This is a genomic window from Shouchella rhizosphaerae (genome assembly GCF_900142675.1).
Lineage (GTDB): Bacteria > Bacillota > Bacilli > Bacillales > Bacillaceae_D > Shouchella > Shouchella rhizosphaerae.
In genome coordinates, this window is the sequence record NZ_FRBS01000001.1 from 977,855 (window position 1) to 993,581 (window position 15,727).

General features: G+C 47.5%; 16 protein-coding genes. 1 reads left to right on the plus strand and 15 read right to left on the minus strand.

The window, feature by feature from the left end; genetic code table 11:
• Positions 1–45 precede the first annotated feature (45 nt).
• The 6 genes from BUC05_RS05055 to smc all read right to left on the minus strand — a co-directional run bounded on the left by BUC05_RS05055 (position 46) and on the right by smc (position 7,047).
• Complete coding sequence (locus BUC05_RS05055) at positions 46–276, minus strand: KH domain-containing protein (RefSeq protein WP_035201492.1); 231 nt, start codon at positions 274–276, stop codon at positions 46–48.
• Between the two features lie 26 nt (positions 277–302).
• The gene (gene rpsP, locus BUC05_RS05060; protein ID WP_011247136.1) at positions 303–575 is read right to left on the minus strand and encodes a 30S ribosomal protein S16; all 273 of its coding nucleotides are present in this window, start codon (positions 573–575) and stop codon (positions 303–305) included.
• 95 nt (positions 576–670) lie between these two features.
• A complete protein-coding gene (ffh, locus tag BUC05_RS05065) occupies positions 671–2,029 on the minus strand; it encodes a signal recognition particle protein (RefSeq protein ID WP_011247137.1) in 1,359 nt (452 codons plus the stop codon).
• 24 nt (positions 2,030–2,053) lie between these two features.
• Complete coding sequence (locus BUC05_RS05070; RefSeq protein ID WP_011247138.1) at positions 2,054–2,383, minus strand: putative DNA-binding protein; 330 nt, start codon at positions 2,381–2,383, stop codon at positions 2,054–2,056.
• 102 nt (positions 2,384–2,485) lie between these two features.
• The gene (gene ftsY, locus BUC05_RS05075) at positions 2,486–3,469 is read right to left on the minus strand and encodes a signal recognition particle-docking protein FtsY (RefSeq protein ID WP_011247139.1); all 984 of its coding nucleotides are present in this window, start codon (positions 3,467–3,469) and stop codon (positions 2,486–2,488) included.
• Positions 3,470–3,480: 11 nt separating this feature from the next.
• Entirely contained in the window at positions 3,481–7,047 is a 3,567-nt protein-coding gene (gene smc / locus BUC05_RS05080; protein WP_035201493.1) for a chromosome segregation protein SMC, read from the minus strand.
• Positions 7,048–7,228: 181 nt separating this feature from the next.
• Here smc and BUC05_RS05085 point away from each other — a divergent pair, with 181 nt between their 5' ends.
• Positions 7,229–7,453: a DUF1128 domain-containing protein gene (locus BUC05_RS05085; RefSeq protein ID WP_011247141.1), complete on the plus strand. Its 225-nt coding sequence runs from the start codon at positions 7,229–7,231 to the stop codon at positions 7,451–7,453.
• Between the two features lie 31 nt (positions 7,454–7,484).
• Here BUC05_RS05085 and rnc read toward each other — a convergent pair whose 3' ends face one another.
• The 9 genes from rnc to sdaAB form a co-directional block, all read right to left on the minus strand.
• On the minus strand, positions 7,485–8,267 hold the full coding sequence (gene rnc / locus BUC05_RS05090) for a ribonuclease III (RefSeq protein ID WP_011247142.1): 783 nt from the start codon (positions 8,265–8,267) through the stop codon (positions 7,485–7,487).
• Between the two features lie 153 nt (positions 8,268–8,420).
• The gene (gene acpP, locus BUC05_RS05095; RefSeq protein ID WP_011247143.1) at positions 8,421–8,654 is read right to left on the minus strand and encodes an acyl carrier protein; all 234 of its coding nucleotides are present in this window, start codon (positions 8,652–8,654) and stop codon (positions 8,421–8,423) included.
• A 75-nt stretch (positions 8,655–8,729) separates the two neighbouring features.
• The gene (fabG, locus tag BUC05_RS05100) at positions 8,730–9,473 is read right to left on the minus strand and encodes a 3-oxoacyl-[acyl-carrier-protein] reductase (RefSeq protein WP_011247144.1); all 744 of its coding nucleotides are present in this window, start codon (positions 9,471–9,473) and stop codon (positions 8,730–8,732) included.
• Positions 9,467–10,420: an ACP S-malonyltransferase gene (gene fabD / locus BUC05_RS05105; protein ID WP_073304211.1), complete on the minus strand. Its 954-nt coding sequence runs from the start codon at positions 10,418–10,420 to the stop codon at positions 9,467–9,469. The genes fabG and fabD overlap by 7 nt, the downstream gene beginning before the upstream one ends.
• A 1-nt stretch (position 10,421) precedes the next feature.
• The gene (gene plsX / locus BUC05_RS05110; RefSeq protein ID WP_035201501.1) at positions 10,422–11,411 is read right to left on the minus strand and encodes a phosphate acyltransferase PlsX; all 990 of its coding nucleotides are present in this window, start codon (positions 11,409–11,411) and stop codon (positions 10,422–10,424) included.
• A complete protein-coding gene (gene fapR / locus BUC05_RS05115; RefSeq protein WP_035201505.1) occupies positions 11,408–11,983 on the minus strand; it encodes a transcription factor FapR in 576 nt (191 codons plus the stop codon). The genes plsX and fapR overlap by 4 nt, the downstream gene beginning before the upstream one ends.
• A gap of 91 nt (positions 11,984–12,074) precedes the next feature.
• Positions 12,075–14,120, minus strand: a complete 2,046-nt coding sequence (recG, locus tag BUC05_RS05120; protein ID WP_063608322.1) for an ATP-dependent DNA helicase RecG — start codon at positions 14,118–14,120, stop codon at positions 12,075–12,077.
• Positions 14,117–15,007, minus strand: a complete 891-nt coding sequence (gene sdaAA, locus BUC05_RS05125; protein ID WP_035201509.1) for an L-serine ammonia-lyase, iron-sulfur-dependent, subunit alpha — start codon at positions 15,005–15,007, stop codon at positions 14,117–14,119. Before sdaAA ends, recG begins: the two co-directional genes overlap by 4 nt.
• Positions 15,008–15,022: 15 nt before the next feature.
• On the minus strand, positions 15,023–15,685 hold the full coding sequence (gene sdaAB, locus BUC05_RS05130) for an L-serine ammonia-lyase, iron-sulfur-dependent subunit beta (RefSeq protein ID WP_011247150.1): 663 nt from the start codon (positions 15,683–15,685) through the stop codon (positions 15,023–15,025).
• Positions 15,686–15,727: the final 42 nt, after the last annotated feature.

The window sequence follows — 15,727 nt, forward strand, 5'->3', positions numbered from 1 at the left end:
ATTCTTTGTTTCATACAAAAAAAGGGTGAGGTTCCCCCCGCCCTTTTAGTCGACAATATCGAGGCGCACCCGCCCGTTTTGCTTGCCGCAAGCAGCATACACTACCGAGCGGATCGCTTTTGCCGTTCTTCCTTGTTTGCCAATCACTTTCCCAATATCGTCAGGATGCACCGAAAGGCGCAACACATGTGCCTTTTCTTCATGAATTTCTTCAACTTGAACTGCCTCTGGATGATCGACAAGCGACCGGGCGATATGTTCAACTAAAGCTTTCATGCTAGCCCATCCTCCTTAAGGGGTGATTACTTACCGTTTTTTTCGTTGTGTAGCTTTTCCATTAGGCCAGCGTTCGAAAACAAGCTGCGCACAGTATCAGAAGGTTTCGCGCCTTTTTTCATCCATTCTAGCGCTTTGTCTTCTTTAATGTTTACTTGAGCAGGTTGCGCGATTGGGTTGTACGTACCAATCTCTTCAATAAAGCGGCCATCACGCGGAAAGCGAGAATCGGCAACTACTACACGATAAAATGGGGCTTTCTTTGAACCCATGCGTTTTAAACGAATTTTAACAGCCATTTGCTGTACACCTCCAAAAATAATTGCACACAATTTTTTATCATATCATCAATTCTAACAATCTGCAAGACAAACTGTTAAAATGGATTCCTTAATCAGAACGGGAGCTTAAGCCCGCCAAGGCCTTTGCCTCGTTTTTTGCCTTTGCCGCCTTGCATGGCGGTCATTTGTTTCATCATTTTCTTCATGTCTTCAAACTGCTTTAACAAGCGGTTGACATCTTGGATTGTCGTCCCGCTTCCCTTTGCAATACGTTTGCGGCGGCTGCCGTTTATGACGCTCGGATCTCGTTTTTCAAGAGGCGTCATTGACTTTACAATCGCTTCAACTCGAGTTAATTGCTTTTCATCGACTTTTAGGTTTTTCATGCCTTTTGCCTTATTCATCCCCGGCATCATCCCTAGCAAATCTTCAAGAGGCCCCATGCTTTTGACTTGGTCGAGCTGCTCTAGAAAATCATCGAACGTGAAGTCCATGTTGCGAAGTTTTTTCTCAAGCTCTTTTGCTTTTTCTTCATCGACATTCGCTTGCGCTTTTTCGATTAATGACAGAACATCGCCCATGCCGAGAATTCTAGAAGCCATCCTATCTGGATGAAACGGTTCTAGCTGGTCAATTTTTTCACCCATGCCGGCAAATTTAATCGGCGTATTTGTTACCGCCTTAATGGAAATCGCAGCCCCTCCGCGCGTATCGCCATCTAGTTTCGTCAACACAGCACCTGTGACATCAAGCTGGTTGTTAAAGCTCTCTGCGACATTGACAGCATCTTGACCTGTCATCGAATCAACGACTAACAAAATTTCATCAGGAGTAACAGCTGCTTTCATATCTTGCAGTTCTGCCATTAACGTTTCATCTACATGAAGGCGGCCAGCCGTATCTATCAACACATAATCATGATGTTCTGCTTTAGCAGCTGCAACTGCCTCTTTCGCTATGTCAACTGGATTGGCGTCCGTCCCTTTGGAAAAGACAGGCATGTTCAGTTGTTTGCCAAGCGTCTCCAACTGTTGGATAGCCGCTGGACGGTAAACGTCACAGGCAACGAGCAGTGGCTTGCGGTTGTGCTTCTTGCGCAAATGATTGGCGAGCTTTGCCGTTGTCGTCGTTTTCCCAGCGCCTTGCAAGCCTACCATCATCACCACAGTTGGCGGTTTTTGAGCAACAGCAATTTTGCTTTGCTCGGCTCCCATCAATGCGGTCAACTCTTCGTTTACGACTTTGATCACTTGCTGGCCAGGCGTTAGGCTTTTCATAACCTCTTGGCCAAGCGCCTTTTCTTTCACATTCGCAATAAATTGCTTTACGACTTTAAAGTTAACGTCCGCTTCAAGCAGTGCCAACCGGACTTCTCGCATCATTTCTTTGATGTCTTGTTCGCTGACTTTGCCTTTGCCGCGAATTTTTGTCAACGTATCTTGCAGGCGCGCGGCAAGTCCTTCAAATGCCATCCAATCGCCTCCTTGAAAGGAATGCTAATCAAGTTTCTCTATACGGTCAATAAGGGAGTTGCACGCCTCGACAGCTTGATCGGAAGCAATCGCTTTGCGCAGCTCTGCTAGCAAGCTACGGCGCGTTTCAAACTTCTCAAGCAACCTCAGCTTTTGTTCGTATTCTTCAAGCATGGCTTCTGTCCGGCGAATATTGTCATAAACCGCTTGGCGGCTGACGTCATATTCGTCTGCAATTTCTCCAAGCGATAAATCATCAAGATAATAATAGGACATATAGTTGCGCTGCTTTTCGGTTAACAAGGAATGATAAAAATCAAACAAGTAGTTCATGCGTAACGTCTTATCAAGCATGCAAACCGCTCCTTGTTAAGTCTTTTCCCTTTACAATTACCGATACTACCGCAACTCATTGCTCCTGTCAAGTTTTTATCTTAACATCGAAACAGGCACTGGTCATTCCTTTTCGGCATCGATCGCATCTTGAAACAGCCCATATACAAATTGCTCGGCGTCAAAAGGCTGCAAATCGTCTTTCTGTTCACCTAGCCCGATAAACTTAACTGGCAAATCAAGCTCTTGGCGAATGGCAATGACAATGCCTCCTTTGGCCGTGCCATCAAGTTTCGTGAGGACAAGGCCGCTCACGTCCGTTGAAGCTGCAAATGCTTTTGCTTGCGACAAAGCATTTTGGCCTGTTGTCGCATCGACGACAAGCAGTACTTCGTGGGGAGCTCCTGGCACTTCCCTTTCAATGACGCGTTTTACTTTTGCCAGCTCATTCATTAAATTGACTTTGTTTTGCAGGCGCCCCGCTGTATCGCAAATAAGCACATCGGCTTTGCGGGAGCGTGCCCAAGCAATCGCATCATACATGACCGCCGCCGGGTCAGAGCCTTCTTGCTGTTTAATAACTGGAACGCCAACACGTTCTCCCCAAACGTCAAGCTGGTCAATCGCACCCGCTCGGAATGTATCGCCAGCGGCGAGCACGACAGATTTTCCTTGCCCTTTTAAATAATGGGCGAGCTTGCCAATGGACGTCGTTTTGCCGACACCATTTACGCCAACAACAAGAATGACGCTCAACCCTTCTTGCAATTGGAGCGTTGTGTCTTTATCGTCTTTTTCTAAGAGACTAGCTAGTTTTTCGGAAATGACAGGCTGTATCTCTTCGGTGTCCTTTAAGTTGCGCAAACGCACTTCTTCCTTTAATTCGTCAACAAGTTCCATTACTGTTGAAACACCGACATCGGCGCCAATCAAGATTTCCTCCAAGTCTTCAAAAAAATCTTCGTCGATTTTACGGTAGCGGGCGACAAGCTCGTTGATTTTGCCCGAAAAGCTTGTCCGTGTTTTTTCTAATCCATGTTTAAATTTGTCCGCTACTTCATTCGTTTGCTGCGCCATTTTTTCTCTCAATTTTTTAAAAAAGCTCACGCATTTTCCTCCTAGCTTCCAATTAATTGCCGAGTTTCTTCCAATTTAACGGATACGAGCCGTGAAACCCCTGACTCTTCCATCGTCACCCCGTAAAGGACGTCAGCCCCTTCCATTGTTCCTTTACGGTGCGTAATGACAATAAACTGCGTTTTTTGTGAGAAATCATGCAAGTACTGGGCAAAGCGGCTTACATTCGCTTCATCAAGCGCTGCTTCGACTTCATCGAGGACGCAGAAAGGAACAGGCCTAACTTGCAAGATCGCAAATAGAAGCGCGATCGCTGTCAGCGCCCTCTCTCCTCCAGAAAGCAGTCCAAGTTGCTGCCGCTTTTTTCCTGGAGGGCGAGCAATAATCTCAATTCCTGTTGTTAATAAATCGTCTTTGTTCGTCAATACGAGATCCGCATCGCCCCCGCCAAATAGTTTCGTAAACACGGTTTGAAAGTGGGCGCGGATGTTCGCAAACGTCTCACCAAAGCGTTTGGACATTTCTTCGTCCATCTCTGCAATTGCCTGATCGAGTGAAACCCTTGCCTCGAGCAGATCGCTTTTTTGTTCACGCAAAAACTCATACCGCTCCCGGACACGGGCATATTCTTCAATCGCGCCTAAATTGACTGTTCCTAGTTCATCGATTGAACGTTTCACCAATGATAGCCGCATTTTCGCTTGTTCCAAAGGCTGGGAAAGCGGGTAGCGGCTTGCCGCTGCTTCATAGGAAAGTTCATACTCTTCACGAAGGCGATTTAGGCGATAGTCCAAGTCGACATCAAGTCGATTGACACGCACTTCTAGCTTCTGGCTTTCTTCTAGTAAGTAGGAATGTTCGCCTTGGGCGCTCTTCGTTTCTGCTTCAAGTTGTTTGTAACGGTCATTTAATGCTGCTTCTTTTTCTTCCAGCTCTGCAAGCTTTGCTGCCAAAGCCTGTTTTTCCTGCTTTCCAGCAGCAATTTGTTCAGCAAGTGACTGGGAGGTATGCGCTTGTTCGTCGGCACTGCTTGTTACAAGGGCTAAATGCTCTTTTGCTTGCAATAACTCTTGTTGTTCTTTTTCAAGAGCCGCTGTGAGTTCTTGGCGCTGTGCGTCCACGTATTGGAGTTGTTGTTTCGTTTCTGCACGTGCGACTCGGAGTTCCGTTAACTTCGCTTGCCATTCTTCTTTGGATTGTTGCTCAGACGCCAGTCGCGCTTCCAACCGTTTTATTTTTTCTTCTAAGCGCATTGACTCAGCAATCGCTTTTTTTTCGGCCTCTTCAATTTCCAGAAAGCGGTCTTGCGTTTTGGCTTCTTCCGCATCTTGTTCTTTCGATTGCTGTTCGATCCGCTCTACTTCCTGCCTAGAACGTTCATAGGCAATGCTTGCTTCCTGGTGAGCACGTTGAGCCTCTTCAAGCGTTTCTTGCGCTTGCGCTTTTTGCGCTTCGACTTTAGCAATCGTTTCTTGCAGCTCTTGGCGCCGTTCTTTGTCCTGCTTTACTTGTTTTTCTAAATCGCGAATCGCTTCTTCTAACTTGGTCTTTTTGGCGTCCAATTCCTCTTTTTCCCGCTTTCGCCCAAGTAAGGAGGACTGATTTTGCTTGGCGCTGCCTCCCGTCATCGACCCGCCTGGATTGACAATATCTCCTTCTAGCGTGACAACACGGTAACGATGGCCACTGCGTTTCGCAATTTTGTTTGCTTGTGGAAGCGTCTCCGCCAATATGGTCGAACCGAGCAAAAAGCCGACAGCCTGCCTATGTTCAGGCTTAGCTTCGACCACATCTGCAGCGATCCCTAAGTAACCTGGCTCATTCGCTATCGCTGATATGACTGCTTCTGGAACGACACGCGCTTTGACCGTAGTTAGCGGTAAAAACGTTGCCCGGCCTAGGCGCCGTTGTTTCAAAAATGAGATCGCTTCTCTCGCAGCAGCCTCGTCGTCGACAACCACGTGTTGCGCTTGGGCGCCGAGCACCAATTCTATAGCCGCTTCAAACTTTTTAGGCACACTTATTAATTCGGCGGCTGCCCCAACGATGCCTGAAAGGGACGATCCCCGCTGTTTTAAAATTTCTTTTACGCCTTGGAAGAAACCAGCATATTCAGCTTCCATTTCTTGGAGCACTTCGCGCCGGGAAGTGATTTTTTGCAACAACCCATAGGCTTCATACAGTTTTGCCTCTCGTTTATAGTAGCGGTTTTTAACGGTTTCTTCTTCAGATAGGTGACGATGATGCGTCATTTTTGCTTCAGCAAAAGACTGTTCTGCCGCTTTTAGCACCTGTGCCCGTTCTGCTGCTTCTTGCTCTAGCTGTTGTGCTTCTTTTTTGCTAGCTGCAGCCGCCGACTCTGCCCGACGTGCATTGCGTTGTTTTTGCTGCAACTGCTCCTCCAAGTAACGCCGTTCATTTCGAAGCGATGCCTGTTCATTCAGCCATTCAATGTAATCGCCTTTTGCATCTTCCAATTCGCTGCTTACGTCTTCTTTTGAACGGGTTAAATGGCGTGTCGCCTCATCAAATTCCGCCTTTAATTCGTCGTCTTTCTGTTTAACCGTCTCATATTGTTTGAACAGTTCGTCCAGTTTTTGTTGCACCGCTTTTTGATTGGCTTCACGCTCTTTTATCGACTCGATCAGCTGTTCTTCATTATGGAGGGCATGCTTTTTTCGTTCTTCCAGCACACCGCGGCGCCCTTCATTTTTTTCAAGCGCTTCGCTCACTTCTAATCGTTTTTTATGGAGGTCTGCTGCCGTTTGCCGGATAGCGGCATGCTCTTCACGGTAGGACGCAAGCTTTTCTTCAGCCTTTTCTAAGCTGTCTTTGCGCGCTTGCAGCTGCTCTTTTAACGTTTTTAGCTTGTCAGACTCCGCTGTCCAGTTTTCGTAAAGCTCTGTAATTTCCTGTGCAATCACTTGTATATCTAATGTCCGTTGTTCTTCGGCCAACAATTTGTACTCTTCGGCAATGGATGCCTGTTCGCGAAGTGGCTCTACTTGTTCTTCTAATTCATTTAAAATGTCGGCGACACGGACTAAGTTTTCTTCCGTTTGCTCTAGCCGCTTCACAGCTTTGTTTTTCCTTGTTTTATATTTAAGCACGCCTGCTGCTTCTTCAAAGATGGTTCGCCGCTCTTCAGCCTTGCTGCTTAGAATTTCCTCGATTTTCCCTTGACCAATAATGGAGTACGCTTCCCGGCCAAGGCCAGAGTCCAGGAACAAATCGACAATGTCTTTTAAACGGCACGAGTGGCGGTTAATTAAGTATTCGCTTTCCCCTGAGCGGTACAAACGTCTTGTTACGCTTACTTCGCTGTAGTCAATTGCCAAATGGCCGTCTTCGTTATCGAGAATAAGTGAAACCTCGGCCATATTTACAGCTTTACGAGAATCACTTCCTGCAAAAATAATGTCTTCCATTTTTGCGCCTCGGAGCGATCGAGCGCTCTGTTCGCCGAGCACCCAACGGACTGCATCGGCAATATTGCTTTTCCCACTGCCATTCGGCCCAACAACTGCTGTGACGCCTGGCACAAAATCTACTAGTATCGGTTCTGCAAAAGACTTAAATCCTTTTACTTCAAGTCGCTTGAGGAACATCTTCATCCCCACTTTCTGGAACTGCCATCGCTGCGTTACCTAGGTCACATCAACGATACCCGGTAAACTGTATAACTCTATTAGTTTATCACACAAAAAAACAGCTGGAAATATGAATTGCCTGTTTCCCCTTTGATTTGGTAAGGTAGAGATCAGTAAGCATTGCAAAAGGAGGATTCACTTGGCTTCATTAACACTTGAAGAAATTGAAACGATGCTTGATGACATGAAAAAGAAACTGAATGTTGTTAATGCCAGCGTTATTACAAGCGACAGTGTTAGCCCCGCTAAACACGACGACTTAATTGCGTTGCACGCCCATGTGATGCGGAGCCCGTCCTTCTCGATTAGCGAGATGGACGAAATTGTCCAGGAACTTGGCCAGCTTCGAGGTAGAAAAAGCTAGAAAAAAGGAGGCATGATCCGCTTCCTTTTTTCTAGCTTTCTTTTTGGTTGAGCGCAAGCAGCGCTTGTTTCGCAGCTAGCTGCTCAGCTTCTTTTTTGGAGCGCCCTGTCCCTGTGCCAATTGTTTCTTCATTGAGCTGCACATCTGAGACAAATTCACGATCGTGGGCAGGCCCTCTTTCTTGGACTATTAAATAGCGAATTTGGCCGCGGTTATCCCGTTGCACAAATTCTTGCAGTTGACTTTTAAAATCCATCTTGTATGTGAATGCGCCTTCTTTGATTTTCGGATACATAAAACGCGCCAAAAACATAAACACAGGCTCAAGCCCTTGATCCATATAAAGGGCACCAATAAACGCCTCAAACACATCTGCAAGGAGCGCAGGGCGTGTTCGTCCCCCTGTCACTTCCTCCCCCTTGCCAAGAAGAACAAGTTTGCCGAACTGCAACTCTTCGGCAAAACGGGCTAAGGATGGTTCGCATACGATCGAAGCACGCAATTTCGTCATATCGCCTTCGCTCATATTTTTGTACGTTTTAAATAAATATTGGGAAACCGCCAATTCTAAAACAGCATCGCCAAGAAATTCCAAACGTTCATTATCCGATGATGAAAAAATTCGTTGTTCATTCACATACGAGGAATGGGTAAATGCTTGAATCAACAGTTTGCGGTTTTCAAACGTTAGACCCGTGCGGACAAGGAGGTCGTCAAACTGCTTTTTTTGTTCTTCCGTCAGCTCTAACCGCCGCTGACTCCGTTTTCGCTCGCCTGACCGAGGCTTGCGTTGGTACTTCGATGATTGTGCCATAATTCCCTCCAAACAATGGAGCTACTCATTTTGCAACATACGTATTCATAGTGCTCATTGTTGATTGTAACAGAATCCCGCGGCCTTGTGGAGTTTCCTTTTGTGTGAAGATGTGAAAAGAGCCCCCTTTTGCAAGGGGCCCTTTTCTCGCGGTTATTGGTTGTTATTTATGTAATCGACAACATCTTTAACCGTTGCAATTTTTTCTGCGTCTTCATCGGCAATCTCCATGTCAAACTCATCTTCAAGCTCCATAACAAGCTCAACGACATCAAGAGAATCAGCTTTTAAATCTTCTTTAAAAGAAGACTCTAGTTTTACTTCTGATTCTTCGACACCTAGACGGTCAACGATGATTTTTGTAACACGCTCCATAACATCTGCCAAAACGTTCACCTCCTCCCAAAAGTATCAGCACAAGAATTGTACCGACAGAGTGTAAGCCTGTCAAGCTGACTCTTATTAAGGCATGACCATGCCGCCGTCAACGTGGATCGTTTGACCGGTTAAGTAAGCGGCGTCATCGCTTGCCAAAAACCGAACAACACGGGCGATATCCTCTGGTTCGCCAAGCTTCGCCAATGGGATTTGTTGAAGCAGCTGTTCCTTTGTTTCGCTTGCTAGCTCATCTGTCATATCTGTCGTAATAAAGCCTGGCGCCACCGCATTGACAAGAATGCCTCGCCCTGCCAATTCCCGCGCCAAAGACTTAGTCAAGCCAATGACGCCTGCTTTGGCGGCAACATAATTGGCTTGTCCAGCGTTACCCATTACGCCAACGACAGACGAGACATTGATGATTCTGCCAGCACGTTGTTTCATCATTTGCCGGCTGACTGCTTTCGCGCAGTGGAACACCCCTTTTAAGTTCGTATTGATGACGGCATCCCAATCGTCTTCTTTCATTCTCATTAGCAAGTTATCGCGCGTAATGCCTGCATTGTTTACTAAAATATCAATTGATTGAAAGCGGCCGATGGCTTCTTTCATCATCGCTGCCACTTCCCCTTCGGAGGCAACGTCTGCCTGATACGCAAACGCCTCTTGGCCAAGCGCCTTAATGTTGGCCACTACTTCTTCAGCACGGTCTCGATTTCCTGCATAATTGACGACGATATTCGCCCCTTTGGCAGCAAGTTCAAGGGCGATCGCTTTGCCAATTCCACGTGAAGCGCCTGTTACAACAGCCGTTTTTCCTGTTAACATGAATGCTTGTCTCCTTTCAGCGCAGCCGCCATCTTTTCAAATGACTCACGGTCGCTGACGGCAAATGTCCGCAAGTTACGGTCAATTTTACGAACCAATCCGCACAATACATTGCCTGCGCCAATTTCAATAAATGTGTCGACACCGAGTTCAATCATGCGGCGAACGCTCTCTTCAAAACGTACTGGTGAATAAATTTGTTCAGCAAGCTGTTCGCGAATGACTTCAGGGGCATCTGTCACTTCAGCGGTCACGTTCGCGATCAGTGGAACAGTCGGATTGGCAAATGGCGCTTGCTCTAATGCTTGTTTAAATTGATCGGCCGCAGGCTTCATCAATGACGAATGGAATGGCCCGCTGACGGCAAGAGGCAAGACACGCTTGGCCCCTTTTTGTTTTGCTAACACTGCTGCTTGTTCAATCCCTTTCGCAGTCCCTGACAGGACAATTTGCCCTGGGCAATTCAAATTGGCAAGTTCGGCAACTTCGCCGTCCGCTGCAATTTCGGAAGCCACTTCTTCAAGCTCCTCTTTATTTAACCCGAGTACCGCTGCCATCGCCCCTTGTCCTTGTGGCACAGCTTCCTCCATGAGTGTCCCCCGTTGATGAACAAGTGTGATCGCATCTTCAAATGTAAGGGACTTACATGCCACTAAAGCAGAATACTCCCCTAGGCTATGGCCTGCAACAAAATCTGCTTGAATGCCAGCGTCGCGGAACAATTGGAGGACTGCAGTGCTGATCGTGACTAAAGCAGGTTGGGCATAAGCCGTTTGTTTCAGCTTTTCTTCTGGTCCATGCTCGATGATCTCTGAAAGAGGAAAACCAAGCGCTTTGTCAGCCCGTTCAAGCACTTCCTTTGCCAATGAATCTTCAGCAAAAAGCGTTGCTCCCATGCCAACTTTTTGTGAGCCTTGTCCAGGAAATAAAAAGGCAATTTTCCCCACTTTACTCTCCCCCATTTTCTAATTTTTGTGTGATCGTCTTTGTCACCTCATTGTCGACCATTTCTTTCGCCTGGCGTATCGCATGAAAAACCGCATTCGCATCTGATGAGCCATGGGCTTTTATTACAGGCGCTTTTAGGCCAAATAACCCAGCACCACCGTATTCCGAGTAATCCATTTTCTCTTTGAGATTGCGGAATTGGGGCTTGAGCATACCCGCTGCAAGCTTAGCGGGCAATGAGCTTGTCAATTGCTCTTTGAGCAGTGAGAAAACCATTTTCGCTGTCCCTTCCACGCTTTTTAACACGACATTTCCCGAAAAGCCGTCGCAAACGACAATATCGCAGACGCCTGCAAACAAATCCCTTGCTTCGACATTGCCGATAAAATGAAGGGAGCTGTTTTCAAGAAGCTGATACGCCTGTTTCGTCAGCTCCGTGCCTTTTCCAGCCTCTGCGCCGACGTTCAGGAGGCCAATGCGTGGATTTTTTTGTTGATAGACGTTGCGTCGATACGCATCGCCGATGATTGCGTATTGGAGTAAGTGTTCAGGACTGGCGTCCATATTGGCACCAGCATCGAGGAGCAAAAAGCCATTGCCGTCTATCGTTGGCAGCGTTGGCGCCAACCCTGGGCGCTCGACGCCTTTAATGCGCCCGACATAAAGGAGACCGGCTGTCATGAGCGCACCTGTGTTTCCAGAAGAAATACATGCATCAGCGTTGCCTTCTTTTACTTCTTTTACACAAAGCACCATTGATGCCTCTTTTTTTCGGCGGACAGCTGTTGTCGGTTTGTCCGTGTCCTCGATTTTTTCAGTCGTATGTATGACAGTTAGGCGTGTCGTGTTGGTAAGATGTGGTCTGATTTGTTCTTCATTGCCGATAAGGGTGACCTCAAGCTCTGGAAATGTCTGAACCGCCCGAATCGCCGCTTCGACGTGTGCTTTAGGCGCATTGTCTCCCCCCATGGCATCCAAAGCTATTCTCATTGCTGTGGCCTCTCTTCCGTTTCGTTTTGCTGATACATCGCGAATTCACCAGTAAACACGACTTCCTGGTTTACATGGCTTGTCACTAGAATCCGTGTACGCCCGCTCCCTTTTCCAGCCATTTCTGCTTTCGCAACGACACGTTCGCCTGCACGGACGGGTCTAGTAAACTGAATAGACGCTTTGGCGGTAAGGACGAATTCATTGTTCACGAGTGCTACAGCCAAGGAATTTGCCTGTGCAAACAAATGGTGGCCTCTGGCGATGCCGCTTCTTTCAAACACGTGCTCCGGCCCAACATCAAAGATGGAAATGGCACGCTCTTCAAGAACAAGATCGACAATTTCGCCAAAGACTTCTTCAGGCGCTAAAGCAATAACCGAGTCTCGTTGTTTGTAGGCAACGTCTTTAATGCGTTCCCGTAGTTCTGGAATGTTTTGTTCCATTCGGTCAAGACGAATTGTTTGGATGCTGACACCAAAGTGGGCCGACAACTCTTCGTCGGTCATAAAAGGGTTCCCTTCAAGCAGCTCCATTAACAGCCGTTGCCGTTCTTTCTTTTTTATCTTCATCTCCACACCGCCTGTATTCCACATTTCCATTTCAGAATTAAGACTAGGTACTAAGACTAGTATATAGATCTTCAGCGTAGGATTCAACCTTTTAATCGAGCTTGACTTCTTCGAAGGCGCCTGTTTTTTTCAAGTAATCATAGAGCAACCTGTACTCTGGATCTGTTTTCAGGACATTCGCTTTAAAAATACGGTCAGCATCTTGGCGTGCTGCTTCCAATGTTCGGTAATCGTGGACGACATCAGCAAGTTTAAAATCGGGAAGCCCGCTCTGTTTCGAACCAAAAAAATCACCTGGACCCCGCAATTCTAGGTCTCGCTCTGACAAAACGAAACCATCGCTTGTCTCTGTCATAATCCGCATTCGTTCTTTGCCGACTTCTGTCTTCGGTTGAGCAACTAAAATACAATACGATTTTTCATCGCCTCGCCCTACGCGGCCTCGTAATTGATGGAGTTGGGCAAGGCCAAATCGGTCGGCATCGTAAATGACCATAACGGTTGCATTCGGCACATTGACGCCTACTTCGACGACCGTTGTTGAAACTAAAATACGCAATTCATTGCGAGCAAAAGCAGCCATAACTGCCTCTTTTTCGGCTGCTTGTAAACGGCCGTGCATTAATCCAACTTGGGCGTCTCCTTGGAAATGGGCAGTTAGCATGCTATGAAAGTCAATTGCGTTTTGCACATCCAGCTTTTCAGATTCTTCAATCAGAGGGCAAATCACATATGCTTGGCGGCCTTTCTTGACTTCTTTGCGCACAAATTCAAGCACACGCTCCAACATCTCGTGCTGGACCCAATACGTTTCAATTGGCTTTCTGCCAGCAGGCATTTCATCAAGCACCGATACATCCATATCGCCAAAAACCGATATCGCCAGCGTTCGCGGGATAGGCGTGGCCGTCATAAACAATACATCTGGATGTTCGCCCTTATCGCGAAGGATGCGGCGCTGTTCTACGCCAAAACGGTGCTGTTCATCGGTAATAACGAGGGAGAGTGCAGAAAAGACAACATCTTCTTGAATGAGGGCATGTGTGCCGATGACAATATCCACTTCTCCTTTGGCGATTTGATCAAGCAGTTCACGGCGTTTTTTGCCTTTGACACTGCCAACGAGCAACGCCGTTTTCAGGCCGAGTGGCTCAAACCACGCTTCAATCGTTGTGGCATGCTGTTCAGCAAGAATTTCAGTCGGCGCCATTAATGCACATTGACCGCCAGCTCCGACAACTCCGGCCATACACGCCGCCGCAACAGCTGTTTTTCCTGAGCCAACATCTCCTTGCAAGAGACGGTTCATCCTTAACGGAGAGCGGATGTCTGACACAATATCAGCAATCGCGCGCTGTTGAGCGCCTGTAAGGGGGAACGGCAATAAAGAAGTAAATGCGGCAATATCATCCTCTTTTACGTCAAGCTGCCTCCCGCCTTGCTGGTTGCGAATCGCTTCTTTAAACGCGCGCATTTTCAATTGAAACAATAGCAGCTCTTCATACACATAACGTCGTCTTGCCTGCTTCGTTGCTTCTCGATTGAAGGGATAGTGAAGATGGCGCAGCGCTTCGCCTTTGCCCATCAACTTATAGCGTTTACGAATGCTTTCAGGCAACGGATCTTCAATTTGGCTACCGTACGCAGAGAAGGCGGCAGCAATCCATTTTTGCAATGCCTTGCTTGTTACTTTGCCTGAACTGTGATAAACGGGTTCGAGGTTGCCTTCTCGTTCAACGATGCCAAATTTTAATTCAGATCCTGTAATGGTCAGCCGATGGGCGTCCCATTTTCCGGTGACAGTCACGTCCATTCCAGGCTGAAGCTTGCTCTTTAAAAACGCACGGTTAAAGAAAGTGGCTGTCACCAACACACCATCCACTTCGATTCGAAACGTCAGCCTGTTTTTATTTTTGCCGTAGTAGCGCACGCTCGCTTCATTTTGGATTTTACCCGCCATTGTCACACGCTCATCATGGGCTGCTTCTGTAGGCCGTTTGAGCGCATAATCCTCGTAACGGAACGGAAAATACTCAAGCAAATCGCCAACTGTCAAAATGCCCATTTTATTGAGCAATTTTCCGCTTTCTTCGCCAACGCCTTTTATGGCTGTTACATCAAGGGTGCCAATGCTCATTTCGTTTGTTTCGTTCTCCTACCAAAAATCTCCGCTTCAAGCTTGCGGCCAGTTGGCGTTGCCGCAAGTCCGCCTTCTCCTGTCTCCCGCAGTGCTTCTGGCATTGTTTGACCAATTTTATACATCGCATCAATGACTTCATCGCAAGGGATGCGGCTCTCGATACCAGCTAAAGCCATATCCGCCGCCGTGATTGCAAGGGATGCGCCTGCCGCATTCCGCTTCACACAGGGCACCTCGACTAAGCCGGCAACTGGATCACACACCAAGCCGAGCATATTTTTTAAAGCAATTGCCATTGCATGGGCGCTTTGCCGAGGGGTCCCACCTGCCAGTTCGACTAGCGCTGCCGCCGCCATGCCCGTTGCTGAGCCTACTTCGGCCTGGCACCCGCCAGCAGCCCCGGAAATAGAAGCATTGTTTGCGACGACAAAACCAAACGCGCCGCTCGTAAATAAAAAGTTGAGTTTTTGTTCTTCCGTAGGCTTCAGTTTGTGAGCAACACCAAACAGCACACCAGGAACAACGCCAGCAGAACCTGCTGTTGGCGTCGCGCAAATTGTCCCCATTGCTGCGTTCACTTCATTTGTTGCCATCGCCCCCGCTACAGCCAAAAGGGTCGTCTCCCCGCCAATCATTGTCCCGTTTTTCACATAAGCAGCCAGCTTCTTGCCGTCACCGCCAGTCAGCCCAGAAACGGATACGACGTCTTCATGGATCCCTCGTTCTACTGCTTGCTCCATGACTAGCAATTGCCCGCGCATCTGTTCAATAATTTGGCGCCGCTCTCTACCGGTCACTTCGATTTCTTGGGTGATCATCACTTCTGAAATCGGCATATTGGCCTGTTCCGCTTTCGTAACTAATTCTTCGACATTTTTAAACAAACGGATCCCCTCCCTTTAATCGTGGATTTTCGAGACATGGGTAATGTGAGGGAGCCTCTCTAGTTCCAAAAGCAGCGCTTTATCGACATTTTGGTCGACTTCTATAACCATTAACGCGGTTTCCCCTTTTTCTTTACGCGACACTTCCATATGCCCGATATTCAATTGATGCTTTGCAAGGAGGTTGCTTACTGCGGCAATCACGCCATAACGGTCAAGATGGGCAACCAATATAGCCGGGTGGTTCCCCGATAAACGGAGGTCAAAACCGTTCAACTCGACTATTTCGATTTTGCCTCCGCCAATCGAAACGCCGACAAGATCTAAGCGTTTATCGCCTTTTGTCAGCTTGATCCGGCATGTGTTAGGGTGGTGGACGACGGCTTCTTCCTCATGGAGATGAACGTCCATTGCTGCTTCTTTTGCATGGTGGAAAGCATCACGGATGCGCTCGTCGTTCGTTTCATAATCAAGCAATCCACCTACAACAGCGACATCCGTTCCGTGCCCACGGTACGTTTTCGCAAAAGAGCCGTAGAAATGTACATCTGCCCGTTCAGGGACTTCAGCAAAAAGGGCACGCGCCACTTTGCCAATCCGTGCCGCTCCAGCTGTGTGAGAACTCGAGGGGCCAATCATGACAGGGCCGATAATATCAAAAACAGTCCGATATTTCATTACCATCCCTCCATTTTTAAGGAAAAAGAAGACTGCCATCTT